At 30.4% G+C, this 25226-nt stretch carries 31 protein-coding genes; 16 read left to right on the forward strand and 15 right to left on the reverse strand.

Annotated features, from left to right (window positions below):
- The 3 genes from BUB89_RS07880 to BUB89_RS07890 are packed head-to-tail and all read left to right on the forward strand — an operon-like array spanning position 1 to position 4065.
- Positions 1–1938, forward strand: coding sequence for a DEAD/DEAH box helicase (locus BUB89_RS07880; protein ID WP_073243732.1), 1938 nt, complete (start codon positions 1–3; stop codon positions 1936–1938).
- Positions 1931–3133: a GIY-YIG nuclease family protein gene (locus tag BUB89_RS07885; RefSeq protein WP_073243734.1), complete on the forward strand. Its 1203-nt coding sequence runs from the start codon at positions 1931–1933 to the stop codon at positions 3131–3133. The genes BUB89_RS07880 and BUB89_RS07885 overlap by 8 nt, the downstream gene beginning before the upstream one ends.
- 44 nt (positions 3134–3177) lie before the next feature.
- Positions 3178–4065 carry a PDDEXK family nuclease gene (locus BUB89_RS07890; protein WP_073243736.1) on the forward strand — a complete coding sequence of 296 codons (888 nt, stop codon included), beginning with the start codon at positions 3178–3180 and terminating at the stop codon, positions 4063–4065.
- A gap of 57 nt (positions 4066–4122) precedes the next feature.
- Here BUB89_RS07890 and BUB89_RS07895 read toward each other — a convergent pair whose 3' ends face one another.
- The gene (locus BUB89_RS07895) at positions 4123–4515 is read right to left on the reverse strand and encodes a hypothetical protein (RefSeq protein ID WP_073243738.1); all 393 of its coding nucleotides are present in this window, start codon (positions 4513–4515) and stop codon (positions 4123–4125) included.
- A 39-nt stretch (positions 4516–4554) separates the two neighbouring features.
- Positions 4555–4833 carry a helix-turn-helix transcriptional regulator gene (locus BUB89_RS07900; RefSeq protein ID WP_073243740.1) on the reverse strand — a complete coding sequence of 93 codons (279 nt, stop codon included), beginning with the start codon at positions 4831–4833 and terminating at the stop codon, positions 4555–4557.
- A gap of 143 nt (positions 4834–4976) precedes the next feature.
- On the opposite strand from BUB89_RS07900, the gene BUB89_RS07905 reads away from it, so the two are divergent.
- A complete protein-coding gene (locus BUB89_RS07905; protein WP_073243742.1) occupies positions 4977–5267 on the forward strand; it encodes a hypothetical protein in 291 nt (96 codons plus the stop codon).
- Positions 5268–5415: 148 nt separating this feature from the next.
- Entirely contained in the window at positions 5416–6051 is a 636-nt protein-coding gene (locus BUB89_RS07910) for a recombinase family protein (RefSeq protein WP_073243744.1), read from the forward strand.
- A 270-nt stretch (positions 6052–6321) separates the two neighbouring features.
- On the opposite strand, the gene BUB89_RS07915 is transcribed toward BUB89_RS07910, so the two are convergent.
- The 6 genes from BUB89_RS07915 to BUB89_RS07940 all read right to left on the reverse strand — a co-directional run bounded on the left by BUB89_RS07915 (position 6322) and on the right by BUB89_RS07940 (position 9994).
- Positions 6322–6831 carry a hypothetical protein gene (locus BUB89_RS07915; RefSeq protein WP_073243746.1) on the reverse strand — a complete coding sequence of 170 codons (510 nt, stop codon included), beginning with the start codon at positions 6829–6831 and terminating at the stop codon, positions 6322–6324.
- Between the two features lie 15 nt (positions 6832–6846).
- Positions 6847–8070: an FISUMP domain-containing protein gene (locus tag BUB89_RS07920; protein ID WP_073243748.1), complete on the reverse strand. Its 1224-nt coding sequence runs from the start codon at positions 8068–8070 to the stop codon at positions 6847–6849.
- Entirely contained in the window at positions 8067–8312 is a 246-nt protein-coding gene (locus tag BUB89_RS07925; protein WP_073243750.1) for a hypothetical protein, read from the reverse strand. The genes BUB89_RS07920 and BUB89_RS07925 overlap by 4 nt, the downstream gene beginning before the upstream one ends.
- 19 nt (positions 8313–8331) lie before the next feature.
- Positions 8332–8907 (reverse strand): hypothetical protein, encoded by a 576-nt coding sequence (locus BUB89_RS07930; protein ID WP_073243752.1) that lies wholly within the window; start codon positions 8905–8907, stop codon positions 8332–8334.
- Positions 8900–9352: a hypothetical protein gene (locus BUB89_RS07935; RefSeq protein WP_073243753.1), complete on the reverse strand. Its 453-nt coding sequence runs from the start codon at positions 9350–9352 to the stop codon at positions 8900–8902. Before BUB89_RS07935 ends, BUB89_RS07930 begins: the two co-directional genes overlap by 8 nt.
- 120 nt (positions 9353–9472) lie before the next feature.
- Complete coding sequence (locus BUB89_RS07940) at positions 9473–9994, reverse strand: hypothetical protein (RefSeq protein WP_073243755.1); 522 nt, start codon at positions 9992–9994, stop codon at positions 9473–9475.
- Positions 9995–10619: 625 nt separating this feature from the next.
- On the opposite strand from BUB89_RS07940, the gene BUB89_RS07950 reads away from it, so the two are divergent.
- Positions 10620–10844, forward strand: a complete 225-nt coding sequence (locus BUB89_RS07950; RefSeq protein ID WP_234982556.1) for a helix-turn-helix transcriptional regulator — start codon at positions 10620–10622, stop codon at positions 10842–10844.
- A 147-nt stretch (positions 10845–10991) separates the two neighbouring features.
- Here the strand turns inward: BUB89_RS07950 and BUB89_RS07955 are convergent, their stop codons facing one another.
- Complete coding sequence (locus tag BUB89_RS07955; protein WP_073243758.1) at positions 10992–14165, reverse strand: SIR2 family protein; 3174 nt, start codon at positions 14163–14165, stop codon at positions 10992–10994.
- An 11-nt stretch (positions 14166–14176) separates the two neighbouring features.
- Complete coding sequence (locus tag BUB89_RS07960) at positions 14177–15373, reverse strand: pentapeptide repeat-containing protein (protein ID WP_073243760.1); 1197 nt, start codon at positions 15371–15373, stop codon at positions 14177–14179.
- Between the two features lie 163 nt (positions 15374–15536).
- Between BUB89_RS07960 and BUB89_RS07965 the strand changes: the two genes are divergently transcribed.
- The 8 genes from BUB89_RS07965 (at position 15537) to BUB89_RS08000 (ending at position 21453) form a co-directional block, all read left to right on the forward strand.
- Positions 15537–16454 carry a hypothetical protein gene (locus tag BUB89_RS07965; RefSeq protein ID WP_073243762.1) on the forward strand — a complete coding sequence of 306 codons (918 nt, stop codon included), beginning with the start codon at positions 15537–15539 and terminating at the stop codon, positions 16452–16454.
- A gap of 69 nt (positions 16455–16523) precedes the next feature.
- On the forward strand, positions 16524–16730 hold the full coding sequence (locus BUB89_RS07970) for a hypothetical protein (protein ID WP_073243764.1): 207 nt from the start codon (positions 16524–16526) through the stop codon (positions 16728–16730).
- A 12-nt stretch (positions 16731–16742) separates the two neighbouring features.
- Positions 16743–17057, forward strand: coding sequence for a helix-turn-helix domain-containing protein (locus tag BUB89_RS07975; RefSeq protein WP_073243766.1), 315 nt, complete (start codon positions 16743–16745; stop codon positions 17055–17057).
- A gap of 439 nt (positions 17058–17496) precedes the next feature.
- A complete protein-coding gene (locus tag BUB89_RS07980; protein WP_073243768.1) occupies positions 17497–17880 on the forward strand; it encodes a hypothetical protein in 384 nt (127 codons plus the stop codon).
- A gap of 1 nt (position 17881) precedes the next feature.
- Complete coding sequence (locus BUB89_RS07985) at positions 17882–18091, forward strand: hypothetical protein (RefSeq protein WP_073243770.1); 210 nt, start codon at positions 17882–17884, stop codon at positions 18089–18091.
- Between the two features lie 402 nt (positions 18092–18493).
- The gene (locus tag BUB89_RS07990; RefSeq protein WP_073243773.1) at positions 18494–19714 is read left to right on the forward strand and encodes a site-specific integrase; all 1221 of its coding nucleotides are present in this window, start codon (positions 18494–18496) and stop codon (positions 19712–19714) included.
- A 90-nt stretch (positions 19715–19804) separates the two neighbouring features.
- Complete coding sequence (locus tag BUB89_RS07995; RefSeq protein ID WP_234982558.1) at positions 19805–20143, forward strand: helix-turn-helix domain-containing protein; 339 nt, start codon at positions 19805–19807, stop codon at positions 20141–20143.
- Positions 20144–20202: 59 nt separating this feature from the next.
- On the forward strand, positions 20203–21453 hold the full coding sequence (locus BUB89_RS08000) for a type II toxin-antitoxin system HipA family toxin (RefSeq protein ID WP_073243775.1): 1251 nt from the start codon (positions 20203–20205) through the stop codon (positions 21451–21453).
- A gap of 111 nt (positions 21454–21564) precedes the next feature.
- On the opposite strand, the gene BUB89_RS08005 is transcribed toward BUB89_RS08000, so the two are convergent.
- From BUB89_RS08005 to BUB89_RS08020, 4 genes are all read right to left on the reverse strand, one after another.
- Complete coding sequence (locus tag BUB89_RS08005; protein ID WP_073243777.1) at positions 21565–21855, reverse strand: helix-turn-helix domain-containing protein; 291 nt, start codon at positions 21853–21855, stop codon at positions 21565–21567.
- Positions 21856–21919: 64 nt separating this feature from the next.
- Positions 21920–22357, reverse strand: coding sequence for a hypothetical protein (locus BUB89_RS08010; RefSeq protein WP_073243779.1), 438 nt, complete (start codon positions 22355–22357; stop codon positions 21920–21922).
- Between the two features lie 43 nt (positions 22358–22400).
- Positions 22401–22682 carry a hypothetical protein gene (locus tag BUB89_RS08015; protein ID WP_073243781.1) on the reverse strand — a complete coding sequence of 94 codons (282 nt, stop codon included), beginning with the start codon at positions 22680–22682 and terminating at the stop codon, positions 22401–22403.
- A 6-nt stretch (positions 22683–22688) separates the two neighbouring features.
- On the reverse strand, positions 22689–23111 hold the full coding sequence (locus BUB89_RS08020; RefSeq protein WP_073243783.1) for a hypothetical protein: 423 nt from the start codon (positions 23109–23111) through the stop codon (positions 22689–22691).
- A 27-nt stretch (positions 23112–23138) separates the two neighbouring features.
- Here BUB89_RS08020 and BUB89_RS18340 point away from each other — a divergent pair, with 27 nt between their 5' ends.
- A complete protein-coding gene (locus BUB89_RS18340; RefSeq protein WP_304364774.1) occupies positions 23139–23660 on the forward strand; it encodes a TraM recognition domain-containing protein in 522 nt (173 codons plus the stop codon).
- Between the two features lie 54 nt (positions 23661–23714).
- A complete protein-coding gene (locus BUB89_RS18345) occupies positions 23715–23897 on the forward strand; it encodes a hypothetical protein (protein WP_304364773.1) in 183 nt (60 codons plus the stop codon).
- A gap of 735 nt (positions 23898–24632) precedes the next feature.
- On the opposite strand, the gene BUB89_RS08030 is transcribed toward BUB89_RS18345, so the two are convergent.
- Positions 24633–25226: OmpA family protein (locus BUB89_RS08030; RefSeq protein ID WP_143161159.1), on the reverse strand; the 594-nt coding region annotated here is incomplete at its 5' end.

Below are 25226 nucleotides of genomic sequence, written 5' to 3' on the forward strand. Positions count from 1 at the left end.
ATGCCAGATATAGTTAATGTAAGCTACAACCAAACAGGTAAAAGCAAGAAAACCAATGAATTTGGTATGAGAGAAATGCAGGAAAGAGCTTTTGAAGCTCGTACTGCACAACATCTATTAATCAAAGCACCGCCAGCATCGGGTAAATCAAGAGCGTTAATGTTTATTGGTTTAGATAAATTAATAAATCAAGGTATCCGAAAAGTTATTGTTGCCGTTCCAGAGCGTTCTATTGGTAGTTCGTTTTCAAGTACTGATTTAATGAAAGACGGTTTCTTTGCTAATTGGGAACCAAATGATATTTATAATCTTTGTACTCCAAGTGGTGAAGGCAGTAAAGTGAAAGCCTTTAACAATTTTCTTGAAAGCGATGAAAAAATATTGATTTGTACACATGCTACATTGCGTTTTGCTTGTGAAGGTGTAGATGAAAAATTATTCAACGATTGCGTTATTGCGATAGATGAGTTTCACCATGTTTCAGCAGATGGTAATAATCGTTTAGGTGAGGTATTGCGTTCTATTATGGCCAAGTCAAAAGCGCATATTGTGGCCATGACTGGTTCTTATTTTCGTGGTGATAGCGTTCCTGTGTTGTTGCCTGAATTAGAAGCGCAATTCACTAAAGTAACCTACAATTATTATGAGCAATTAAACGGATATGAACATTTAAAATCATTGGGTATTGGTTATCATTTTTATCAAGGAAAATACACTACTGCAATTGATGAAATTTTAGATGAAACCAAAAAAACGATTGTACATATTCCAAGTGTAAATGCGGGTGAATCTACTAAGGACAAATATGAAGAAGTAAGCCATATTGTGGATAGTTTAGGGGACTTAGAGTATCAAGATTCAAATACAGGATTATTATTTATTAGAAGTAAAAAAACAAATAAACTTTTAAAAGTTGCCGATTTAGTTAACGACAATCAAAAAGAAAGAGATAAAATTCAAGAGTATTTGCGAGTTTCTAAAAATCCTGATGATGTAGACATTATCATTGCATTAGGAATGGCCAAAGAAGGTTTTGACTGGCCATTTTGTGAACATGCTTTAACGGTAGGTTACAGAGGTTCCTTAACTGAGATTATACAAATTATTGGCCGATGTACTAGAGATAGTGAGAACAAATCACATGCTCAATTTACAAATCTTATTGCTCAACCAGATGCCGAAGATGGAGAGGTAAAACTCTCCGTTAATAACATGCTTAAAGCTATAACGGCTTCCTTATTGATGGAACAGGTATTGGCTCCAAATTTCAAATTCAAACCAAAATTTCCTGATGAAGACGATGATGAATCAGAAGACGATGATGAAACTATTAGAATAAAAGGATTTAAGAAAGCTACATCTCAACGAGTAAAAGACATTGTAGAATCAGATATTAACGATTTGAAAGCAAAGATTCTTCAAGATGATAAGATGATTAAAGCATTGCCTGGAAACGTTGACCCCGAAGTTATCAATACGGTTTTGATTCCAAAAATCATTCGTGAAACCTACCCAGATTTAACTGAGGAACAAGTTGAAGAAGTGAGACAATATGTTGTAGTGGATTCTGTTATTAAAAATAGTACGATTGAAACACAAGGTGACAAACGTTTTATCAGAATGGCCGATAGTTTTGTAAATATTGATGATATTGATATTGATTTGATAGACCAAATAAATCCATTTCAAAAAGCATTTGAAATTTTATCAAAGTCTGTTACAGCATCGGTATTCAAAGCGATTCAAGAAACTATTGATGCAACAAGAATTGAAATGACCGAAGAAGAAGCTCTTGTTTTGTGGCCAAAAATTAAAAATTGGAGAGCTAGAACAGGAACAGAACCAAGTCTTCAATCATTCGACCCACAAGAAAAAAGAATGGCAGAGGCCATAATATATTTAAGAGAACAATTAAGAAAGAAAAAAGCTAATGCCTAAAAAGTTAACATTAGACGATATTTTTAATGATGATGAGTTTGGACTTTTAGAATCAAAAGCTAAAGTTTCAAACATAAAATCAGAGGATGAACGATTGATTGATTCGTTCCAAGAAATTAATGCCTTTTTTGAAAAAAATAAAAGAGAACCAAAAGCAGATGTTTTTGTCATTTCTGAAAGAAGTTTAGGTGTTGTATTAAAAGAATTAAGAAAGAACAATAAAAAATCCCAAATATTAAAGTCTTACGATACCTACAATTTATTAGGGAATGTAGTGACTGAAATAAATTCAATTGATGATATTCTAAATGATGATGAATTTGGTTTATTAGATACTGAAGATACGCTGGATATATTTAAACTTAAAAATGTTTCAAGTTCAAAAGACAGAGAAGAAGCTGACTTTGTAGCTAGAAGAAAAGCTATGAAAGACAAAGATTTTGAACCTTATGAACATAAGTTTAAAGAAGTACATAAAGAATTAAAAGAAGGAAAAAGAAAATTATCCGAATTCAAAGATGTAGAACAAAATCTTGAAAAAGGTAAATATTACATCCTAGATGGTATTCTACTGTTTTTAGAAGATGATGGAATTGAAGGCAGAAAATTAGGAGACGCAATCAGGAAAGATGGTCGTACCAGAATAATTTTTGAAAATGGTACGGTCAGTAATATGTATTATCGTAGTTTATCCAAAGGGCTTTACAACAATGGTAGGATAGTTTCTGATACTGATTCTGAATCAGAAAACGAATTGTTTAAAAATGCTAATTTGGTAAATGAAGAAGATTTAGAAACAGGTTGGATTTATGTTTTAAAATCTAAATCAAGCAATAAAGCTATTTCTGAAATTAAGGATTTATATAAAATTGGTTTTTCTAAAGTTGATGTACGACAAAGAATAAAAAATGCAGTAAAAGAACCCACCTACTTACTTGCTGAGGTTGATATTGTTTCAACCTATAAATGTTACAATGTTAATCCGCATAAATTTGAACAGCTATTGCATCGCTTTTTTGCTGAGGTTTGTTTGAACGTAGATATTCATGATGATAAAGGAAGAAGAATTACTCCTAGAGAATGGTTTGTTGCTCCATTCACAATAATTGACAAAGTAATTGATTTAATCTTAGATGGAACTATAGTAAATTATAATTATGACCATGAAAATAAATCAATTATTGGAAAAAAATAAAACTAACATCAACATTAGAGCAGTTCGTAAAACAATCAAAAAAAATGCAAGAAACAAAAATCTGGAAAGTAAATCATAATACATTAACTGAACTTAATAAATCTAATTTGGATTATGAAGACCGAATTCATAGATGGATAGAAAATGATATAAAAATCATTCTTCCTGATGCGATTTTGATTGGCTCAAAAATCAAGACAGACCATCTAAAAGAGATTGATTTATTAGCTATCGATAGTAGTGGAGATTTAGTTATTATTGAACTAAAAAGAGGAAATACTCCTAGAGATGTTATTGCTCAAACTTTAGACTATGCCGCTTGGGCTTCCACTTTGAAAGTTGATGATATTAACTCAATTCTTCAAAAACAAGGACGTAAAGAAACAATTTACGAGCTTTTAAACAAGAATTTTGAAGATGGTGAAGAAATTGAGATAAATGAAAACCAAAAACTATTAATAGTAGCTTCTGAAATTGATGCAATTACAGAAAGAGTAATTAACTATTTATCTACAAAAGGATTAAACATAAATGCAGTTACATTCAATTATTATAAAGATGATAATGCCGAACTGGTAGCTAGAAATTTTTTAATTAAGCGTAATGAAATCTTTACTACTACAGACGAGAATAAGCGTAATGGCAGGTTTATCACAAAACTTTTCAATGAAGGAAAATTATTAGTTGGTCACAAAGTAAAATATATTCCTTTAAATAATAAAGGAATTGAAAATGTTGCAGAAATTATTAGGAAAGGAAGTAAGTGTTTAAAAATAGCTGGAACGGATGAAACATTTTCTTTTAGTGGGTTAAGAAAAAAATTCATTCTTGAAAATGAATTAAATGACTATAACGCATATTTCCCATACAATCAATGGGGAGAATGGGAATTGATTGGTGAAAGCGAAAATAAAGAGTTGGCAGAATTATAACTGAAAGTGATTTAATTTAAAAAAAAAAGACAGGTTTAAACCTGTCTTTTTTATGCTTTAAAATTTATAATTCTCAGCGAGTTTGTCATATTTAAAACCTGCTAACCCTTCAGTGATAATTTCTGAAATTGACTTCTTTATTTGTTCTTCACCAAACCAACTTACAACGAGCCTGCTACCATCATATTGATTTTCGGTATCATCAATTGAGTCCGATTCTAAAAATGCAGAATAAATAACTGGTTTTAGTGTGTCATTTGAAACATAGTCATTCCTAGTAAGATGAAAAACAGATTTACGATGACCTTTTGTTAATGAATTTATGTAATCAGACAAGATTTTGGTGTTAATGACTTCATTTGGCAACCCAATTATTAGCCCATTATAGGTGTGTTCAAATTGAAATTTTTCAATTGTTATTTCTCTTTTACCAATTACAATATTTTCCATAAAGTGCTTTAATTATAAATATCTGGTAATTTTTAATACCTACATTTTTCCTTTTAAAATACCAAGTCCTTTTTCAATTAATTCCTTAGCTTCATCTACTTCCAATTGAGTTATAGAAGTTCCTCTGGTTGGAATAAACAATTCCCTAATATCAACATGAAGAGCTTCAGCTATCTTCAAGAGAAGTTGAATCGTTGGTAAATTTTTTTCACTTGAGATATTTGATATAGTTGTTGGTGATACTTCAACTATTGATGACAATTCATCCCTAGACATTCCTTTTGATATCATTATTTCCTTTAATCGTAGTACAGCCATTTTAATATTTTTTACAAATATATAAAATAAATCAAGTAAGGCTTAATTTATTTTATAAAATATTAAACAAAACTTGCTTTTTAGTCAAATATTGCTTTACTTTGTAGTGTATTAATCAAGTATCACTTTATAACTATAGCAAAATGGAAATAGCTAAAACAATCATTGAACAAATTAAATATGCTGATAAATGGGCTTTAATGGCTTATGGTTCTAAAAACTTTATTGCATTACCAGAATCAAAAGAATACCAAGGAGGATTACAATTCCAATGTTCAGGTTTCAGACACAAAGGAACTGTTAGAATCCAATTAAAATGGATTGATACTTACACGATAACATTTGTTAGCAAAAAAGGAGAAACTATAAAAGAGGTAAATGATGTGTATTGCGATATGCTAGTAGATATTCTGGACTGGATTGAAGGCAAATAGCTTTCAATACTGTGCAAAATTAGGTTATAGTCATACTGCTCACATTATAAAAAATTATTACTCAATAATATCAACCAATAAAACTGTGCAAAATACACCATCCTAAAAATGCACACTTTTTCAAAATTTCACCTAAAATAATCTAGTTATGAAAAAAGCGAGATACATTCGCCAAAGTACGGCTCAACAATCTAACCTGCGCCAACTGGCAAAATCCCATCCAGATGAAATATTATTTATTGATACAATAAGCGGTTCAATTCCATTTGCAGAAAGACCAGCTGGAAAAAAACTAACTGAAGCCGTTGAAGCTGGAGAAGTGAATTTCGTTTCAATCCATGCAATCGATAGGGCTGGAAGGTCTACTATCAATGTATTACAAACCCTTAAATTTTTCTTTGATAAAGGAGTGATTGTGAAGATAGATAATTTAGGGCTTGAGTCAATGATAAATGGAAAAGCCAATCCAGTATTTAACCTAATTACAACTATTTTATCAGAGCTATCGAGTTTGGAAAAAGCCTCACTTCTTGAAAGACAAAAAGAGGGTATTGCACAAGGTCGTCTTCGTGGAGTTTATAAAGGCAGATTAGCTGGGACAAATGATTCTCCAGAAGAAACACTAGCAAAACACAATAGAGTTGTTAAGGTTATAAAATCAAATACTACAATGTCACTAAGAGATTTGGCAAAACTGGCAAGCGATAAAAGCAAAGGGTATAATGTATCGCCAAACACCGTAAAAAAGGTAAAAGATTTGATGTTGAATCTTTCTATGATTTGAATTTGATATTCCCCTCCCTCCAGTTACCGCCCCTGAGGGGGGGGGTGGTGTATCGGTCAAAGTGGGGGGTACGATAGCGTTCTCAAAAAATATTTTCCAAATTTTTTTGATATTAATATTTTAAAAGACTAATTCTCAAAAAAATATTTTTAGAATTTTTGTATAAAAAATTGCGCTTGCTCATTTGACTTAAATCTTCCAATTTTATCAATTGGAACAGTTGTAAACCAGTGGTTACACCCAACTGGGTTTTATTGTTTTTGTATTGTTTTAATTGCCTAAATATGGTTTAGGATGCTTAAAATCATAGATTAACTTCTCGCATTGACGCTTAGTTAAATCGTAACTCATACCATTGAAACTAAATTTAACTCCCGAATCATATTTCCAAATTGTATTTTTAAAGTGAACTGTTTCTCCCCCAGCCATAGCAGTCTTAATATCTTCAATAAAGTGACCTTTATAATCGATATGCTCAGTACATAAACGAGCATTATCTTCTGTACGACAAATGAGGAAACAGTTACCTGCATAGCTTGCATATAATGGACTTTGAACAGACTCAAGTGGAATTGATGCTTCGTATTCCTCAACTGTCTGTTCAGTCGTAGGTTCATTTTTTGAATTTACTGACTCAATAATAGTATCAGTCAAAGTTGTATTATTTGTGCTCTCATTTACGTATGCTTTCATAGAATTCAAATACCCAGAAGTGTTTAAAAAAGTATACGAAGCGATTAAAAATGCCATAATTGCAAATGCTAATGTTAATTTTTTCATTTAGTTTATTTTGATTTATTTATTAATAAGTGTGTACTTACTTCCTTGTTCTTCTGGTTTATGGTCATTTTCATCAAAATTTTCGGTGCTTTCAATTTCCATTGTTGCTCCTCTTCCGTCCATTCTTCTATTTGTCCATTTGTATTTCGTCCATACTCCAACTTTTTTACCATTATAATAATTGCCTGATTCAGTAATCTCGCCGTAAATATTAACCTCGTTACTTTCTCCATTTAGCATGCCGTCCTTGTAGTTTTGCCTTGAGAGAAGTGTTCCATAACCATCGTATGTCATTCTTACACCATTTTCGATACCATTGATATATGTTTTAGTTACAGAATTTCTATAACTATCAAAAGTCCATGTGCCTTCTCTTGGTTTTCCGTCTTTGTCTAACTCTACAAATTCATTTTGCAATATTGGAATTTTAGTGGTTCTATTCATTTCTCCTTTAATACATCTTACCGAAAGTCCAGTCCCTGCATCAAAACTTCCTGCTCCAATACCCGATACCCAATAATCAATAGATAATTCACTCGGATTCCTTTTGTTTGAATTTACTTGATTAAAACTTGAATTCCAAACATTTTCAGATGTCCACCAATGACCTTGTTCATTGATGTCATTAAAACTACCACTACTTTCATATCTTAATCCAGCAGGTAAAGCGGTAAAACCACTGCTATTTGTTGCAGTTTCATTCTTCCTATCCATAATGGACGACCACAAGTTGCTTGTTGATTTTAATTTAGTCGCTGTATTGTGTCTATCTTGTTGATTACCGTGATGACCCAACCCCAAGTTTAAAAGAAGCATATCATATTCAAGATTGTTAGGAATATGAAAACCCAAAGGAGCTAAACCTCTTTCGTCCATTACGGCATACCAATTATAAAGACATCCATACTTTTTGCCATTTTCATCATCATTATTATAGTAGCACCATGCTGGAATATGAAGTTTTGAAGCTCTCTTCCAATCTTCTTCCGATTTTGCCTCAAAAATGGTATCGCCATTTCTAAAAGTAATTACATCTAAATTTTTCGTCATCCAAATTTGATTGCCTATTGTGACAGTTGAAATTGAATTTATGTTATTTTCGTGGGCAACGGTAACGGTATCAGTAATATTTAAATTTTGTTGATTTGATTCATCTAATGTTTCGGCTCTTTTTTTACAAGAAGAAAATAGAATTGCTAAAAAAAATAAGCAATATAATATTGGCTTGATTATTTTCATTTGGTCTTTTTTGTTGAAGTTTTACTTCCTTGTTTGTTGTAAAATGTTGTTGTACCGTTTTTAGATTCTTTAGAAGTGCTAGTTTTATTATAAGATTTATCATAATAAACTGTTTTGTTTCCTGTTTGTTTTGAATAACCAGCAGGATTACCACTTTTGTTTTTATAAGTGGTGGTTTTTGTTTGGGCAACTGCTGATACCAACAAAAACATAAAAATTATTATTACTATTAATTTGTTCATATTGTTTTTTTTTTAAGATTTAATAACTCCTAACACCTCTACCTTCACACATAGGACAAATCCTTCCTTCAGTTTCTCCAGTAGCGACATTGCGCCCTGTTTCAATACCTGTTCCTTTGCATAATGGGCATTTATTTTGTTCATAAACTCTGCCATCATTACCCATCTTATATTCGGCTTCACTGCTAGTGTTTGTTTCAGAATTCTCTAAATCAACGCCATACTTTTTTGCAACATCATTAAATTGTTGGGTATGAATTCTACCACAAGCAGGACTGCAAATTTGACCTTGATTCCCTTCTGCCAGCTCTCTCCAAACTCCTTCTGAAACTTCCTCGTAACCTCTAATGTTAAATTTTTTGCCACAAATTGAACAAATGTTGGAAGTTGATTCAATTGAATTGCTCACAGAATCAACATCTTCTCGTTCCTTTTGAGAAGAATTATTGTTTGAACTATCATTTGGATTACGAAAAATTTCGAAAATTTTATCTGTCCCAATATTTAAAAATGTTAGTAAAATTGCAAAACAAACAAGCATTAAGAAATATTTCCATTTATTTGATATTTCCTGTTTTACTTTTACTTTAACCATTTTCTGTGATATTAAATTTATTGCTGTATTTTCCCCAAGCTGTATCGTAAATCAAACCTAATGTGTAATTTTTTGATTTATCGAGTTCTTGTAACTCATAAAGCGTTGATTTAATAGATGCCAGTACAACTTTAATTGATATTTTATCTGTTATGATAGGTATTCTAACATTAAATCCTTGTTTTGTGGAATGAGTACAATGCAAGTCATCGTTTACAAACAATTTTGTTTTCGCATCAAATAGAAACCACTGTCCACTAAAACTAATAGTTAATATTCCATTTTGTTCAGTTCCTTTTTTCGTAACATTTAAATTTTGTATTGATTCTTTTTCATTATTTGTCTTTGATAAAATTTGAATTTTCATTTCAACACATTCTTTTTCAGAAAGTGCACCATCATCTAATAACTGTTTTAGTTTTTTTAAGTTTTCAAGTTTATCCATAGTATTTTTAATTTATAGAGTGGCAATTATGAGTAAATAAGCATGTCTATTTAATAACTGTTTTAATATTCATCATAACTACACAAAAGAGTAATTAAATATTTTTTACGACATTAAAACTTACTCATTACTTATAAATGAATATTTACTAGTTCTTAAATCAAATTTTCCATTTTCGAAAATGTGCCCTCTGTAATTTGGGTCTTGGGCATCTAATGAATCATAATAATCTTTTTGAACAGATAAAACATCTTGACCTAATAATCCTGTTACAAACATGCTTGAGTTAATTTGTGGAATTAGTTTTGATTGCTTTTTATTGTAAATTATCGTCTGGGAATTTTGCCCAAAACTAGATGAAACCACTATGTAATTTTCAGTGACAATTAGATTTTTGTATAGGTCATTATCATCCGTTAATCCAACAAGTACGCCACCATTTTCTAAACTTACGTGAGTTATTTTGCCACTTCCTAACCAATAATTTTTTGAAAACTCTACTTTAGCTTCACTGCTTAGATTTTCAAAATCCAAATATTCGATTGATTTAGTTAAAGGTTTTTCATTAATGTCTTTTTTATTGTCATTTTTTTGACAGCTAACAAGAATAAGAACAATTAGGAATGATAGTTGAATTTTCATATTTTATTTAATTAGGTTTATTGTTTATACTTGTTTGCCTGCATTTTATTAGTCTAATAACAAGTCTCTTTTTCCTGTTCCGTTACAAGTTGTACAAATTAAACTTTTAATTTTTCCAGTGCCATTACACTTATCACACTTAACCTTTTTTGGTTTCGTAGTTTCTTTTGATACATTCTTCATTGTTTATAATTTTAAATTGTATTAGTTTATTTCATAGATGCAACTTGCAATTATTAAAGAATGTAAGGAATGGGGTGAAAGGTTTTTTAAAAAAATTAATTTGAAATAGTATAATGCTTGTCATAGGATTTACTTTCGCACGTGCATCCTGTAAACGAACATTTACTACATGTAATTTTTTTGCACATTGCGCATCTTTTAACTTTATCTCCATTACGGCTATTACCGCAACTAGGACACATTGAAATTTTTCCCATGATAAAATTTTATAATTCATCCCAAACCTACAGCAAATTAATTTTCAAAAAATTAAGAATTAGTTACCGTACTATTTTCTTGTTTTAACGTTTACTTTTTAAGTTTCCACAAACATAATTAAAAATTCGATTAACATATTATAGTATGTTAAAAAAATTAAGCATTATCCTCAAATTGGCTTCATATGGAAGCTATGGATAATACAAATGAATTGAAGCGATTAGGATTGCGTATTAAGCAATTAAGGACAGCTCGTGGATTATCACAAGCTAAACTTGGTTTACTTATATTAAAAGACCAACAATCTATTCATAAAGTCGAAGCAGGAGAATTTAACCCAACATATCTTTATCTTCTTGAAATAAGCAAAGGACTTGAAATCCCACTGAGTGAATTGCTGGACTTTTAATAAACCGAATACATCGTGTTTTAATGATAATTATAAGAAATACATTTTATGAACTTGCTGGTGTCTCAGATAATATAACAAACTTGCAATAAAACAGAAAAATAAAAAAACTATATATCAAAATAATCAAGTTGATTTCTTGTATTTTTAAATAAACAGCCTATAATCATATGTTTTGCCTTCAAATCTTGAAAGTAGTTTCCCAATACGAGCAATTTGATTTGATGAATTAATAGTGGCAGGTAATTTGGAATATAAATCGAAAGAATTCCAATTCATTTTAGTTAATCCTAAAATTTCAATTGCAATTGTATTGATATCCGAATCACCGTAATGTCTCGTTATTTTTATAGGAGCAGGAATACTCCTACCTCCTAAGTAATATCTGTAATTTGTATTCCTTACTGATGGAACGATACCATGAGTCCATAATAGTGCTTCAAATCTATTAGTTACAATACATGTTCCTCTTGATATTGGAAATTTATCGGTGCTTAATAAACTATTAAATACATTCATAGATAAAAAACGAGCTTCAGTTTCGTAGTTAATCTCTATTAAATCTATTTTTGTTATACCTGCCAAATTCAGACTAGCTGTAATTCCCTTAATCTCATCTTCTGTGAATTTTGTCCTTTTATGAATTACAACTCTTTCTGGTAACCTATCTAATGAATTATAAAAAAGCTCTCTAATTGAAACTCCAAACTGAAAGGCATCATTATAAGACATAAAAGGATTTGACTGTTTATCTAAAAAATAATTATCAACTTTTGATAATTTATATTTTAAGCCTTGACCATTCGAATCGTAAATATGACTACAACCAATTACAACCTCGGTATCATTTGAGTTCTTCTTAATACTATAACCAATTCCAGCATATGCAGTATTTTTTTCTTGGTTATTTAATATCCAAGGTGTTCTTAATGATTTTACATAAAAAGATAAAGATAACCACCAATATACTTGACACTTTAATCTATCACTTAAGGTTTCTTCTCTAATTAACTGTGTTGAAACCCCTTTAGAAGCTGAAAATGCTTTTATATAATCATGCAAATCAAAAGTTTCCCCTTTTTCTTGAAAGCTCTCAAACGCCTGCCATTCCTTTGGTATGAAGATTACAATAGTATGTTGACTCTGAATATTAATTATTTGTTCAATTTTTGAAGTTATTAATCTAGCCAATTTAATTGCATTTTCACTATCCGTATTACCTCTATTGGATTTATCTAATTCGATATTTATCCATTTATCAGCATCTCCAAAATATGGAATATTTATGGGTAAATTATATGCCGAAGCAAAGCTTGGATATTCAATCAAGAAATCGGGATTAATATTATCTGTAAGATGCTTTAAATTTAATTGATTCAAGAAATTATATAATTTTTCAGAATAATTTTCGCCACAAATAACAGCTATATTAATTTCATTTGAATAAATTACTCCGTTTAAATTACTATCAAAAGGTTTATGATTTGTCAATGCTCTCATAGGATGATAATCTTTAGCCTGAGAATTTGACATGTTATTTTGAAATATTAGCTGAGGCTCTAAATGCTGAACACCTTTAAATTGTGTTAGCTTATTATTATAATCTGAAGGTTTATAAGCTCTGTAACTATTATCAAGCACCATTATTTCGGCAAAAGCGGTATTTTTAGTAATTTGAAATTCAAAACCAGTTCCTGAATTTAATGGATAATCAAATTTTAGATTTTTATTTTTAAACAAAATACTATTCCAATATTCTAAAATTTCATCAAATTTATCATTGTATAATTTCTCTAAAACTTCTTTGCTTATTCTTTGCTTTACCTCCTTTGAAATTTCGGATTCACTTGTCAAATGAACAGTTGGGCTGAAAGATAAATAACCAAATTTAGTGTTATTATCAAAATAAAAAGATAGGTAAATTGCTTTGTGAATTTTTTTATCTCCAATTGATTTGTCACTGGTTCTTAACCAAAGTTTATCCTTTAAATTAGAATCAAATAGTCCATAACTTAAAAAGTGCTTCAGGACAGCTTGAATCATTAAAGACCTAAATGCGCTAACATTCTCAATATCAAATTTCGAAATGGGAACCCTTCTAATTTCAGTTTTCTTAAAAACATTTGATATATCTGATAATGTACCTAGCGCAAAAACTTTTTTCTTAAAGGGAATTGCACAAATATCAGTATTCCTAGTTTTGTCTTTTAAAAATGCCCAAGGCTTATTATCTCCATATTCAACTTCAAATTGAAATAATTCTTTTGGAAAGACTATTGCATGTAAATTACTTTTTAAATATTTATCTGCTCTAGCTATTGATTGACCAAATTCTGCTTTTAATAATTCTTCATTATCTGCTAATTTAAGAATCGAATTAAGCGATTCTAATGATATAGAATTATCTTCAAAAGCTGACTTTGATAAATGAATAAGAGTCTTGTCAAAACCATCAGTGGGTATATAAAAGGCTTCTCGTCCAGCATTTCTTATATTTCTTAAAAGTTCTTCAACTTCATCATTAATTTTATCTCCGTAACCACACCAATAAAGTCTCCCAGTTCCTTGTTTAGTAAATGCGTCATTTAAAGATTTCATTAAAGACTTATCTCTACCACTATACCCTATCACAATTAGATTCTTATCAACATGGTAATTTCCCAGATGGTCAGAAAAGGTTTCGTCCTGAGAATCCAGTTCTTTCTCTGTGTTTTTAAGTTTGGTATATTTATAATCTCCGTGGAGCGCAATTGAAAGAAGTTCTCTTTTGCTTTGGTTACGATAGAGTCTATCAACATTATCCAAAGTAATCTCAATTGGCGTCAAACTACTTTGAAAAGCAGTTCTAACTGTGAGACCATCAAAATTTGTTGTCCAAACTGCTTTAACAATATCATTTTTAGCAAGGAGACATAAAGCTTTATATCCTATATATGGCTCTTTATTCTCAATAAGACTTTGAAAATACTTCCTTCTATCATTTGCTATTGGATAAGCTATTTGTGCGTAAAAGGAGTATTCTTCAGATGAATCAAGACTTGGATATATACCCTCGTTATCTAGCCATTTCTGAATGCTACTTCTTACAGATTCATTTTTATAATTCTTATAAAACTCTGATGAATTTAAATGTTTCGACAAATAGATATCCTTTTTCCATTCCCAAATACAGTCATAAGCTGATTGAATTCCTGAACTAATTGATGCTCCAGCACCAAGTAAGAAAGAATAAGGTGTATCAATGTTACGCTTAAATGACCTTAAAAATGCATCATAACTTAAAAAAAAACTTGCGTTACCTTCTATTGTGTTTTGTATCATAATTTAAATATTCAAGATTTACCATATTTTCTAAATGCTTGTATTGTTTGATAGTAACCGTAGCCTATAAAAATCCTACCTATAAATAGAACTATATATGAATAATTATAATCAGTTATACCAAATGGTTTAATGTCCCACTTTGCAATATTTAGAAATTCAAAAAAATGCCTAAAAAATGATGCAAAACCTTTATGTGTTGGGAGATAATAAATTTCATCCCATAGAAAGGTTAAAAATAAACTATAAAAAATTACCGTTATCACAAAAACAAAAAGTAAACCCCGTGCCCAACTTGTCCCAAAATTATTTGAAATTTTATTAAAAAATAAAGAAGTTCGTTCTTCAATTTTATTTTTCCTATTATCCACTTTTAATTCATTACCATAAGCCGACATCTCTCTCATATAAAAAGAAATAGCTTCAATATTATTCCCTTCTTTATAAAATACGTCCTTGATAATTCTATATGTCTCCCTTAAGACCTTATATGCTTTCTCATTATTTGTATTTTGTGACTGTCTAATTTCATCTGTTTGATATAGCCATATTTCAGTAGGAATATAATTAATATTAACACTCCAAAAATTAAGTTTGCACCAAAAATTAGCTCTCGAGATATCTAGTGATTGATTAAAATTTGCATTTTCAAAACTGATTATTGTGTCCTTAGATGTTTTATTATAAATGAATTGGACTTGATGGTTAAATGTAACATGTGAAAAAATTGTTACTCCTAAAAAATCAGTAAGATAAAAACGTTGTATATCATTGAATGTAACATTCCAAAAATCAGCTAAATCTTTAAATGTAGTATTGTTAAATGATACTGTTTTACTGAAAATACTTTCGTGAAATCTTACTTTTTTTTCAAATTTACTTCCATTAAACCTAACTTTCTCTTTGAATTCTGCTTGCCGAAAATCGACCTTCTCTTGGAAAACACAATTTTTAAACGTTATTTCTTTATAAAAAATACAATTAGATAAATTAATTATTAAATCAAACAATTTATCTAGAAATAGTAACTCTTTATTAATATGAATTATAATAGATAAATTATGTTTTCTAATAAACCCTATTAATTCTTCAAGATTACTTTCATCAACCAAATGGAGTTTACAGAAATCATAAACGTTATTTTCAATTGTTATATGATTTTGATAATTATTGTTATTTATAAGAGTTAAAAGGTCACCATTATTCATTTAAAGTATTTTTAATTTAACAATTGTAAATGTAGGAGAATAGTTTAAATATATTCAATGTAAGTCCTACATTTATTAAATTTAAAACAAAGCTAAATGTTAAATTTAAAATAAAAGCAAAATAAATTAGGTTTAAATTTAAGTTCAACTTAAATTTGTACTCATGAATGATTCTTTAAAAAATATTATCAATTTCTCATCCCAGCTTACTGCTCAATTAAAAGCAACTGAGAAACTTTCTAATATAATGAAAGTTCAATCTCAATATAGCGAAATTTCAGAAGTCTGTAAAAAATTCAATTCAATAAATTTAAAAATTGAACAATCAGATAATTTATTTTCTCGATGTCAAAATCTGGCTAATGCAGTTGTAAATACTAAAAAAAGCACATACAATCCTTTAGACCTTTATACATCAGTCAATAGTGGTGGAATGTCAAATACAATGCTTACTTTACGACAGTTTATTCGTACACAAAAATATTTTGAGGAGTGTAGTAAGCCATTAAAATTATCATATTTTTCAAGTTATCCAGAAATAAACACATCTGATACTTGGAATAACTATCCTCCTAAACTTGCTAATTTTAATAGTAGTTTTAAAAAATTAGAATATTATGAAACTTTACATTCTTTTGCTGAATATGATATAGCAAAGAACAATCTATTAAAAAACAAAATAAGTCAGAAAGTCGAAAAAGTTTTAAATGGAAGTATTAGTTATAGTGAAGGATATAGTAATTCTTATCAGTTTACGCAAGGAATAATCGACCGTGACTTAACTCGTCACCAACATCATTTAGAAAATTTAAAAAACTTCATTATCAATGGGGGTTTCGATTTTACATATACCCATGGTTTAGAAGATTTTCTTTGGACTCATTTTACTAAGATTGAAGAATTAGAAGAAACAATCAACCGCTCTGTATTTGAATTAGAATTTTTAAATAAAATTATAATATCAATATCTAATATTCTTAAAAAAAGTGCATTAAATAAAAGAGATTTTTTTAGAAAAATAAATAGTTTTTATTTCAAAAACCTAGATGACGAACACCATTCATATTCTTTAACAGCTTAGGCGAATTAAGGTTTATGATGGTTTTCTAAACCTTAATATTTTAGATTTTAAAATCAAAATATTAAAGAAATGAAAAATAGAAATAAAGAGATTACGTCTCAAATAGATAATGCTCTATTAAACATAGAGATGAATGATGTTACTAGAGAATTGTTAATAATGCTAAAAGAGGAAATCCCTAAAGCAAAAACAAAAGAAGAACAAATTCTAATAGGAATTAAATTAATGGAAGCAATAACTACTACAGCAGTAAGTATTGCATCTATATTTCAATAAAAATAATTTATTATGGAAATAGGTAAAGTAATTAAACTTTTAATCAAAAAAAGAGGTTTTAAACAAGTAGAAGTAGCTAAATTAATTGGCAAAAGTCCTACTGCATTATCACAGATTATTAGCGGTACTTTCAAACCTCAATCAGACACACTTGAGAAACTTAGCGAAGTTTTAAATATACCAATAGCTGTAATACACTTTTTATGTATTTCGGAAGATGATGTGCCAAAAGAGAATTTACCACTTTATAAAACCCTTGCTCCAAGTATTGAAAAGTATTTAATAGATATTTTTTCGGTAGAAAAAGAAGATTTAACACTCGGTTAAACTATAAAAGGACGTATAATTATACGTCCTTTTATAGTTTTTTTTCTTAGGTTAACTAGAATTATATATTTGTTCATTTACTTCCTTAAAAGTTTCTAATCAAAAAAATAATTTATTCAAAATCTCATTATCGTTAATTATTTGTTTATAAAAGTCTTGAAAGTATTAACGGTATAGCCTTTGAAAGAATTTTGCCTGTCTGGTATAGTCAAACAACAACGAGACCGACAAGGCTTTGTTGTATTTGAGTGAGTTGTTTAAACATTCATCACCAGCGATAACGAAAAGGTATTTGGGAATCCGTCAGGAAGAGCTGGACGATTATTTATATGAGTTTGTAAGAACGTTTTTGATATTAGTGATTTTGTTTTATAAATATTTAGTTTATAAACACTACTTTAGCTGTTCAATATCTATTTCACAAACATATATCTAAAGTATGGTAAAAGCCCAAACATCTGGCACATCTGGCACATCTGGTACATCTGGTATATCTGGTACATCATTATTTTCAGAATCAGATTATATAAAAGGCGAATCAACAATCCGAAATAAAATAAAAGATGAGTTAAATAAGGTTCAAATTATAGTTGCAAAATATATATTCACAACAATATTGGGTGCTATGGTGGTTATAGTTTGGAATATACGAACTGAACTTAGCCAAGTGCAAGGTCGAATTTCTTCTCCAGATAAATACCTCGAAGTGTTAGACTCTCGATTAAATAAACTCGAAAAGGAAAACAATGAACTACAAACACATAATTATCAACTTGAAATCGACAAGATGAAATTAGAACTAGAATTAAAAAATAAAAAATAAAATGGGAGTTAGTATAGGTGGTCTAGATATAGCAAATGAGATTGTTGAACTTCACTTTCAAGTTTTAAGAACTCAATTATTATTAGAAGAAATAATAAACAGAAATAAGTTAACCAATCTTCCAAATCCACAGGAAATGGTCGACCTTGAGAATAAAGTTATTGAAATTTTAAATCGTAAATTCCCCGATATGGGTATTAAAAAGAAGTAAACAGTATATTTGCATTAATTAGTACTTTGAAAGTTTCTAATCGGTTGGTACCCTCGTTGGTACCCTGTAAAATATAGCTTTGTAAAGCATTGAAAACATTGGCTTGAAGCGGATTACGAAAGAACCTCTTTCTCCGCCAGATGAAGTTTCAAAAGAAACTTTAAGAGTCAAAAAGCCTTTAAATACTAGTATTTAAAGGCTTTTTTCTTTTTTAGACTGTGTCAAAAAACACATATAATATCAAAGGACAGTGACCCTATAGGTGACCCTATTTTATTTAGTGCCTTTTTTAGCAAAAATAGGGTCACTAAATCTGAAGAATTCCTCAGGAATTCCCTGTAAACACTAGATACTTTCAGAGTTTTTAAATCAATTTGAATATTAATTTAAAAACAAGAAGTCATGTTAAAAATCATCTTCTATTTAAAGGCTGGTAAAGTGAACAAAAATGGAGAATCTCCAATTTTTGCACGTATTACCTACAATCAAAAATCCACAACTATGGCAACGGGTAAATCAATCTTAAAAGAAAGATGGCTCTTTACCAACAACCTGAGAAACGTGCTGAAAATTGAAAAGGAAAAAGTTATAAAACACAGCTTAGATCTTTTTCAACTAAACATTGAAAAAAAATTCAATGAAATGATTAAAGAAAGTTTAGACATTTCATTGCAATTACTAAAAAACGAATTTACTGGTAAAACTGAGCCAAAAACCAAGGAAGTAAGTATATTAGAAATTTTAGACAAGCATAACAAATACTTTGAAAAGAAAGTTAATGGAGATGAACGCTCTAAAGCTTCGCTTCAAAAATACGAGCGCTCCAAAGAATTGCTTATCACTTTTATGAGAAAACAATACAACATCAAAGATCTCTCATCAAATGAAATTTCCAGTGCTTTTATATACAATCTTGAAGCATTTCTTAAATATGAAAGTGATTTTAAAGGCAGAATTGGCATCAAAAACAATTCTGTAGTCAAATACATGAGAATGTATAAAACCTGCTGTAATCATGGCATCAAAATGGGGCTGATAGATAAAAATCCTTTTGATCTCTATACCGGTAAACTCAATATCAAAGATGCTGTATTTCTTAGCCAACAGGAGCTAGATCGCATTGAAAATAAAAAATTTTCTATTGAACGTCTGGAGAAAGTAAAAGATATATTTTTATTTAGCTGCTATACTGGATATGCCCCTGTAGATGCTTTAAATCTAACTTCAAGCAATATCTTCCAAGACAGTAATGATGATTTTTGGATTTTGACCAACAGAACAAAAACAGAAATTAGAGCAAACGTTCCTCTACTCCCTCCAGCCCTAAAAATAATTAACAAATATAAAAATCAACAAATTGGTTTGATTCCCAAGATATCCAATCAAAAAATGAATGCTTACCTCAAGGAAATAGCTGATCTATGCGAAATAAACAAAAATCTCACTTGGTATGTATCAAGACATACATTTGCTACAACCGTTACTCTAGCCAATGGAGTCAGAATAGAAAATGTTTCATCAATGTTAGGGCATACAAATATTAAGCAGACACAACATTATGCCAAGGTATTAGATGAAAATGTAATGGTAGATATGTCTAAATTAAAACAAAAATATAGTTAATGAATTCATTAAAACAGTAATTAATATTAGAAATTATAAGATCACACAGTACTATCCACTAAAGAATAAAACACAAAAATGTTTGTTATTATGAACATAAGTATTAATTTTGTTTATAATAACGAACATTTTATCAAAATGAACAGAAAAAAGCAAACCATTTTCCCGAAGCATCAAATAACATTAGAACAAATGGGAGAAAACATAAAGTTAGCCCGAAAAAGAAGAAAACTAACTACTATTCAAGTAGCTGAAAGAGCTGGTATTGTTAGGACTACTTTATATCAAATCGAAAAAGGAAATCCTAGTGTTGCTATTGGGGCCTATTTTAATGTTCTAAGAGTATTAGGCTTGCAAGATGATTTTCTTAAACTCGCTTCAGATGATGAACTAGGAAGAAAACTACAAGATCTTGAATTGCTAAAATAATAGCATGGTGAGAAACAAAGCATTCTACTTAAACAATCCAATAATTTAAATTATCCAAAATGTCCACCAACAAAACCGACATATACGTTTATGCACATTGGAAAGAAATGTCCGAACCGAAAATCATTGGCATCCTATCGGCACAACAAGCGAAAGGGAAAAAAGCATTCAGTTTTGAATACGATAAGGAGTGGCTTAAATCAGAACAAAAATTTATACTCGACCCGGATATTCAATTATACGGTGGTAAACAATACCCAAATCAAAAAGAAAACTTCGGAATATTTCTGGACAGCATGCCCGATACTTGGGGACGGACTTTAATGAAACGCAGAGAAGTACAGCTTGCAAGGGAAAATAACGAAAAACCAAAAACACTCTACGATATTGATTTTCTTTTAGGTGTGTATGACGAAAGCCGTATGGGAGCATTGCGTTTTAAAACAGATCCCAATGGAGATTTCTTAGACAATAATAAAACCACTTCTACCCCACCCTGGTCCTCTATTCGAGAATTACAAAATGCGGCATCTATTTTCGAAAATGACAACGACAATGAAGAGGTCAATAAATGGTTAACAGTACTTATGGCTCCAGGTTCTTCATTAGGTGGAGCAAGACCTAAAGCTAATATTTTAGACAGCGATAAAAGTCTTTGGATTGCCAAATTCCCTTCTAAAACAGATACCATAGACAAAGCAGCCTGGGAGTTTTTAGCTTATCAATTAGCTATCAATGCAGGAATTAACATGGCTGCTTGCCGTATAGAAAAAATCATAGGCAACCATCATACTTTTTTTACAAAACGCTTTGATAGAGAGAATGGAAAACGCATTCATTTTGCATCAGCAATGACCATGACAGCGAATAACGAAGATACAATTAGAGATCATCAGGCAAGCTATTTAGACATTGCTGAGTTTATCAGTAATCATGGAGCAAATGTAGAAGCAAATCTACACCAACTATGGCGAAGAATTGTTTTTAACATTGCAATTTCAAATACTGACGACCATTTAAGAAATCACGGCTTCATACTGACTAAGGAAGGCTGGACACTATCACCGGCCTATGACCTTAATCCATCTATTGACAAAGACGGCTTAGCTTTAAACATTGATATGGACAACAATGATCTTGATCTTGAATTAGCAAAAAGCGTGGGCGAATATTTCCGTCTAAACAAACAACAAATGGAAATTATTATACAGGAAGTTCTTCAAGTAACGAGCAACTGGAAAACTATAGCCAAAGAAATAGGGATTTCAAGAAGTGAACAGGAGTTGATGAATAAAGCGTTTAATTCTTAAAAAAAGGTCTATCCTGTAAAATCACACTACATAAAAAACTTAGATTGTACGGGATTAAAAGGTACTACTTTAGTTTATCTGATGAAAATTATTCAAAATCAAACTGAATATTTATTGTTTATTTTCATTAAGTATTTTTTCTATTATAGCCGTATCGTACAAATAAATATCTCCCAATTTAGTATATGGCAGCACTCCTGTTTGACGGTATTTAATAATAGTATTATTTGACAGTCCGAATATTTTCTTTAAATCCTCATTCCTGTAGTACCTAACAGACTTTTTTAGATCTTGACCTTTAATCTTAAAATCAATTTTTTCTAATCGGGCATACAATGGATCTAACAATTGCTTAATTGCCACTATATAAGAGATTTTATCTTCGTTAGTTTGTTTTGACATGATGAAAAGTTTAAACGTAATAAAAATTAAAAAATAATTCATTTTGAAATTTCAAGGCTAAAAGCTATCTAGCTGCTACTTTTTCTCTTCGCCTTTGGAACATCCAAATAATTTTATCCAAAAATCTTAATTGTTTTTCTCCATAGGTAAACCCTTTAGATTCGGAAAATTGTTTACTAATAGTGTCTATTTTAGTCTGCAAGCCCGCATCCCCACTATAGGTAAAATTCTCTTCGATGAACTGCTGCATTTTGCTTCTATTATACTTTTCTCTTTTATCATCAAAAAATAAAACATTCTCATCCATCAGAATGTAAAAAAATTGCGCCAAATCACTTTTATTGAAGCTCGAAGAGCATTTCTCCTTTACCAAATGATTTTGAGATCTATCATTAAGTTTATGGATATAAAAGTTCTCTTTTAACAACAACTCGATCCACTCTATCTTTTCACCCAGATTCACTACTGCATCAGGGATTTCGTCATAGGTTAATTTTTTCATAGTTCCGTCACTTTACATATTAGACTTGCGATTCATATAAAGATCATTGAAAATAAATCTTACTCCTTTGATTGTTTTTAAAAGAAGGCTCATACCTGATATACCCATATTCACTTAATTCCTTTACACATTTATGATAGGTGTACGGTGCAGATATCTTAGCAATAGGCATGATTTCATAACTATATGCCTCAATTGGATTAATAAACCCCTTATCTGTCCTAAACTGCAACAAAGCGGCATAGATACCAATATGTGTAATACTGATCCTAAAATCGTTTTCAATTGCTGAAAAAAAATGTGATAAGGGGTTTATCGTTTCCATTAGTATCTAAATTGAATTAGACTGTTTTTTTCTTCTCTTTTTTTCTTGGGGTGCTTCCGGGCGATCGGTATCATCACTTTGGTTTTGCTTTTTAGCCTCTTGTTTAGCCGACTTAGTTTCTCCTCCAGTCTGCTTTTCCTCTTTAGACTGTCGGTTATCGATGCGCTTCATATTGGAATCGTAAACATTGATGGTTTTGAATTGAGGATTGGCTTCAACATATTGCTTGATTTCATTTCCGTCTTTTACGAAAGTAACCGATTGGCGATTCCCTTTTTTGATGGAATCCATAAGAACTTCTTTGTACTTGGGTGTCTCCAGTTCTTTAATCGGATGCTTGGATAAAGCATTTTCAAGATCGTATCCATAATTTTGATGATATTGATTCAACTTAAAATTGCCATTGGTATCGGCTTCCTTAAAATCCATTTGAACCCTGCTTATCTCAACGATGTAATGGAACAACTCGAAGGGCAAATTGCATCGGCTAAAATCGCAATGGCAAGGTTGTCCTCTCCCCAACTCTATTATGTCTTATCTGGTAATGACTTCAATTTAGATATTAATAACCCAGAGGAACCCAAGATTGTCTGCATGGGTAATAATCCTCAAAAAATACAGATTTACGGAGCCGTCTTATCGCTATATGTAAGCCGGTTAATAAAACAGGTTAACCAAAAAGGCAAGCAAAAAAGCAGTCTGATATTTGATGAATTTTCAACAATTTACCTCAATAATATGGATAGCCTAATTGCCACAGCCAGAAGCAACAAAGTAGCGTCTTGTTTAGGTATTCAGGATTTCAGTCAACTACGAAAAGATTATGGTCTTGAACAGGCTGTTGTGATTATGAATATTACCGGAAATATTATCAGCGGACAAGTAACGGGTGATACTGCAAAACAATTGTCAGACCGATTTGGTAAAATTATGCAGGACAGAGAAAGTCTTTCTATTAATAGCGGAGATAATACCTAAATTAGCCGTTCCAAACAGTTAGAATCTGCTGTCCCTCCTTCTAAAATTGCTGCTTTGAGTTCCGGCGAATTCGTCGGTATGGTTGCCGATGATCCCGATTGTAAAATTAAACTCAAAACATTTCATTGCAAGTTAATAAATGATCATGATGCATTAAAAAAAGAACAGGAAAATTACAAAGATATAGCCGTTATTCGAAAACTGGATAATACTATTGTACAACGGAATTACCTGTAGGTTAAACAGGGTACTCAGGAAATTATACACTATGAAATGGAACGATTACTCAATAATCCGGGACTGGCTTATTTGGTGTTGAAAAAGTGATATGCTTTTGTTACTACAAATTGATCGATACACAATTACTTGTAGCTCATGTTATTTAAATTTCTTTAATTTCCCTCTTCTATAATCACTGATAGTATTTTCATTAATAATAATGATAATATTTTTTTTAACTACCATTATAAAATTATTAAAGGAATACTAATACAAAGTAACTTGGAGTTGCATCCTCCTCTTTTTATGTTTTTCTAATCTAACAAGAAACACTTTTTTAGATCTTTCAGCGATAATTATTGGATTAAAATATTACTACAAACTCAAAATACTGTTATATAACTGACAGATAATCGGAAAAAATCCGATTATCTATTTATTTACACACAAAAAACATGTAAAAATATTTGATATTTTCAGAAGTGACTTTTACATAACTTTTAGCTGGTTTAATAACGATATTCCCAACTTTACCTTTTACTTGCTTATCTAACGCAGCAACTCGTATCGAATTAGAGAGTAGTTAAGCCCAATCTATTGTACAATCGAGTTTCGGCAATATTAAGACACTTATTTATCCTTTTCAAACAAATGAAGAGAAAGCAGTACCTTTTCTCTGAGTTCCAATTTTAAAACAGAAGAAATGTAGACAGTAACCATCTCAACCCAATAATCAATAAATATTTTTTATTATTACAAATCCGTAATGATAAATTCACTTCTACGATTCATCTGGTGTTCTTCTTCGGTACATTTTACATTGTCGGCACATCTGTTAACCAGTTGGCTTTCACCATATCCTTTACCTGTTAATCTGTCAGCACTTATGCCGTTTTGAACTAACCAGCTAATGGTTGATTTAGCTCTTCTGTCTGACAAAGCTTCGTTGTATTTAAAGGAAGCACGGCTATCAGTATGCGAGCGAATATCAAGTTTCATATTAGGATATTGATTCAAAACATCTAATATTTTTTCTAAATCCAGAGCCGCTTCGGTTCGGATATTTGATTTATCCAAGTCAAAATAGATATTTTTAATACCAAAGCATTTTCCTAAATCATCTCCAATAGTTACTTTACACTGGTCTTTTTCTAAAGCTATAGGTAAATGGGTTCTTCCGTTTTCTTTAGCAATAGTAACTTGTTTTTCATTGGTAGTATAATTTTCTTTTTCAGCCCTTACGGTGTACATTCTGCTGCATTCTACTAAGAAAGTGTACGCTCCGTTTTGATCCGCATTAGTGGTTTTTAATACATTCATTTTGTTGTCAAACAAAGTTACCTTAGC

This window comes from Flavobacterium flevense, from assembly GCF_900142775.1.
Taxonomy (GTDB): domain Bacteria; phylum Bacteroidota; class Bacteroidia; order Flavobacteriales; family Flavobacteriaceae; genus Flavobacterium; species Flavobacterium flevense.

Coding starts and splice junctions, on each gene's coding strand:
- BUB89_RS07880 (WP_073243732.1), top strand. CDS start 1: ATGCCAGATATAGTTAATGTAAGCTACAACCAAACAGGTAAAAGCAAG.
- BUB89_RS07885 (WP_073243734.1), top strand. CDS start 1,931: ATGCCTAAAAAGTTAACATTAGACGATATTTTTAATGATGATGAGTTT.
- BUB89_RS07890 (WP_073243736.1), top strand. CDS start 3,178: ATGCAAGAAACAAAAATCTGGAAAGTAAATCATAATACATTAACTGAA.
- BUB89_RS07895 (WP_073243738.1), bottom strand. CDS start 4,515: ATGGAAAATATTGTAATTGGTAAAAGAGAAATAACAATTGAAAAATTT.
- BUB89_RS07900 (WP_073243740.1), bottom strand. CDS start 4,833: ATGGCTGTACTACGATTAAAGGAAATAATGATATCAAAAGGAATGTCT.
- BUB89_RS07905 (WP_073243742.1), top strand. CDS start 4,977: ATGGAAATAGCTAAAACAATCATTGAACAAATTAAATATGCTGATAAA.
- BUB89_RS07910 (WP_073243744.1), top strand. CDS start 5,416: ATGAAAAAAGCGAGATACATTCGCCAAAGTACGGCTCAACAATCTAAC.
- BUB89_RS07915 (WP_073243746.1), bottom strand. CDS start 6,831: ATGAAAAAATTAACATTAGCATTTGCAATTATGGCATTTTTAATCGCT.
- BUB89_RS07920 (WP_073243748.1), bottom strand. CDS start 8,070: ATGAAAATAATCAAGCCAATATTATATTGCTTATTTTTTTTAGCAATT.
- BUB89_RS07925 (WP_073243750.1), bottom strand. CDS start 8,312: ATGAACAAATTAATAGTAATAATAATTTTTATGTTTTTGTTGGTATCA.
- BUB89_RS07930 (WP_073243752.1), bottom strand. CDS start 8,907: ATGGTTAAAGTAAAAGTAAAACAGGAAATATCAAATAAATGGAAATAT.
- BUB89_RS07935 (WP_073243753.1), bottom strand. CDS start 9,352: ATGGATAAACTTGAAAACTTAAAAAAACTAAAACAGTTATTAGATGAT.
- BUB89_RS07940 (WP_073243755.1), bottom strand. CDS start 9,994: ATGAAAATTCAACTATCATTCCTAATTGTTCTTATTCTTGTTAGCTGT.
- BUB89_RS07950 (WP_234982556.1), top strand. CDS start 10,620: ATGGAAGCTATGGATAATACAAATGAATTGAAGCGATTAGGATTGCGT.
- BUB89_RS07955 (WP_073243758.1), bottom strand. CDS start 14,165: ATGATACAAAACACAATAGAAGGTAACGCAAGTTTTTTTTTAAGTTAT.
- BUB89_RS07960 (WP_073243760.1), bottom strand. CDS start 15,373: ATGAATAATGGTGACCTTTTAACTCTTATAAATAACAATAATTATCAA.
- BUB89_RS07965 (WP_073243762.1), top strand. CDS start 15,537: ATGAATGATTCTTTAAAAAATATTATCAATTTCTCATCCCAGCTTACT.
- BUB89_RS07970 (WP_073243764.1), top strand. CDS start 16,524: ATGAAAAATAGAAATAAAGAGATTACGTCTCAAATAGATAATGCTCTA.
- BUB89_RS07975 (WP_073243766.1), top strand. CDS start 16,743: ATGGAAATAGGTAAAGTAATTAAACTTTTAATCAAAAAAAGAGGTTTT.
- BUB89_RS07980 (WP_073243768.1), top strand. CDS start 17,497: ATGGTAAAAGCCCAAACATCTGGCACATCTGGCACATCTGGTACATCT.
- BUB89_RS07985 (WP_073243770.1), top strand. CDS start 17,882: ATGGGAGTTAGTATAGGTGGTCTAGATATAGCAAATGAGATTGTTGAA.
- BUB89_RS07990 (WP_073243773.1), top strand. CDS start 18,494: ATGTTAAAAATCATCTTCTATTTAAAGGCTGGTAAAGTGAACAAAAAT.
- BUB89_RS07995 (WP_234982558.1), top strand. CDS start 19,805: ATGAACATAAGTATTAATTTTGTTTATAATAACGAACATTTTATCAAA.
- BUB89_RS08000 (WP_073243775.1), top strand. CDS start 20,203: ATGTCCACCAACAAAACCGACATATACGTTTATGCACATTGGAAAGAA.
- BUB89_RS08005 (WP_073243777.1), bottom strand. CDS start 21,855: ATGTCAAAACAAACTAACGAAGATAAAATCTCTTATATAGTGGCAATT.
- BUB89_RS08010 (WP_073243779.1), bottom strand. CDS start 22,357: ATGAAAAAATTAACCTATGACGAAATCCCTGATGCAGTAGTGAATCTG.
- BUB89_RS08015 (WP_073243781.1), bottom strand. CDS start 22,682: ATGGAAACGATAAACCCCTTATCACATTTTTTTTCAGCAATTGAAAAC.
- BUB89_RS08020 (WP_073243783.1), bottom strand. CDS start 23,111: ATGGATTTTAAGGAAGCCGATACCAATGGCAATTTTAAGTTGAATCAA.
- BUB89_RS18340 (WP_304364774.1), top strand. CDS start 23,139: ATGGAACAACTCGAAGGGCAAATTGCATCGGCTAAAATCGCAATGGCA.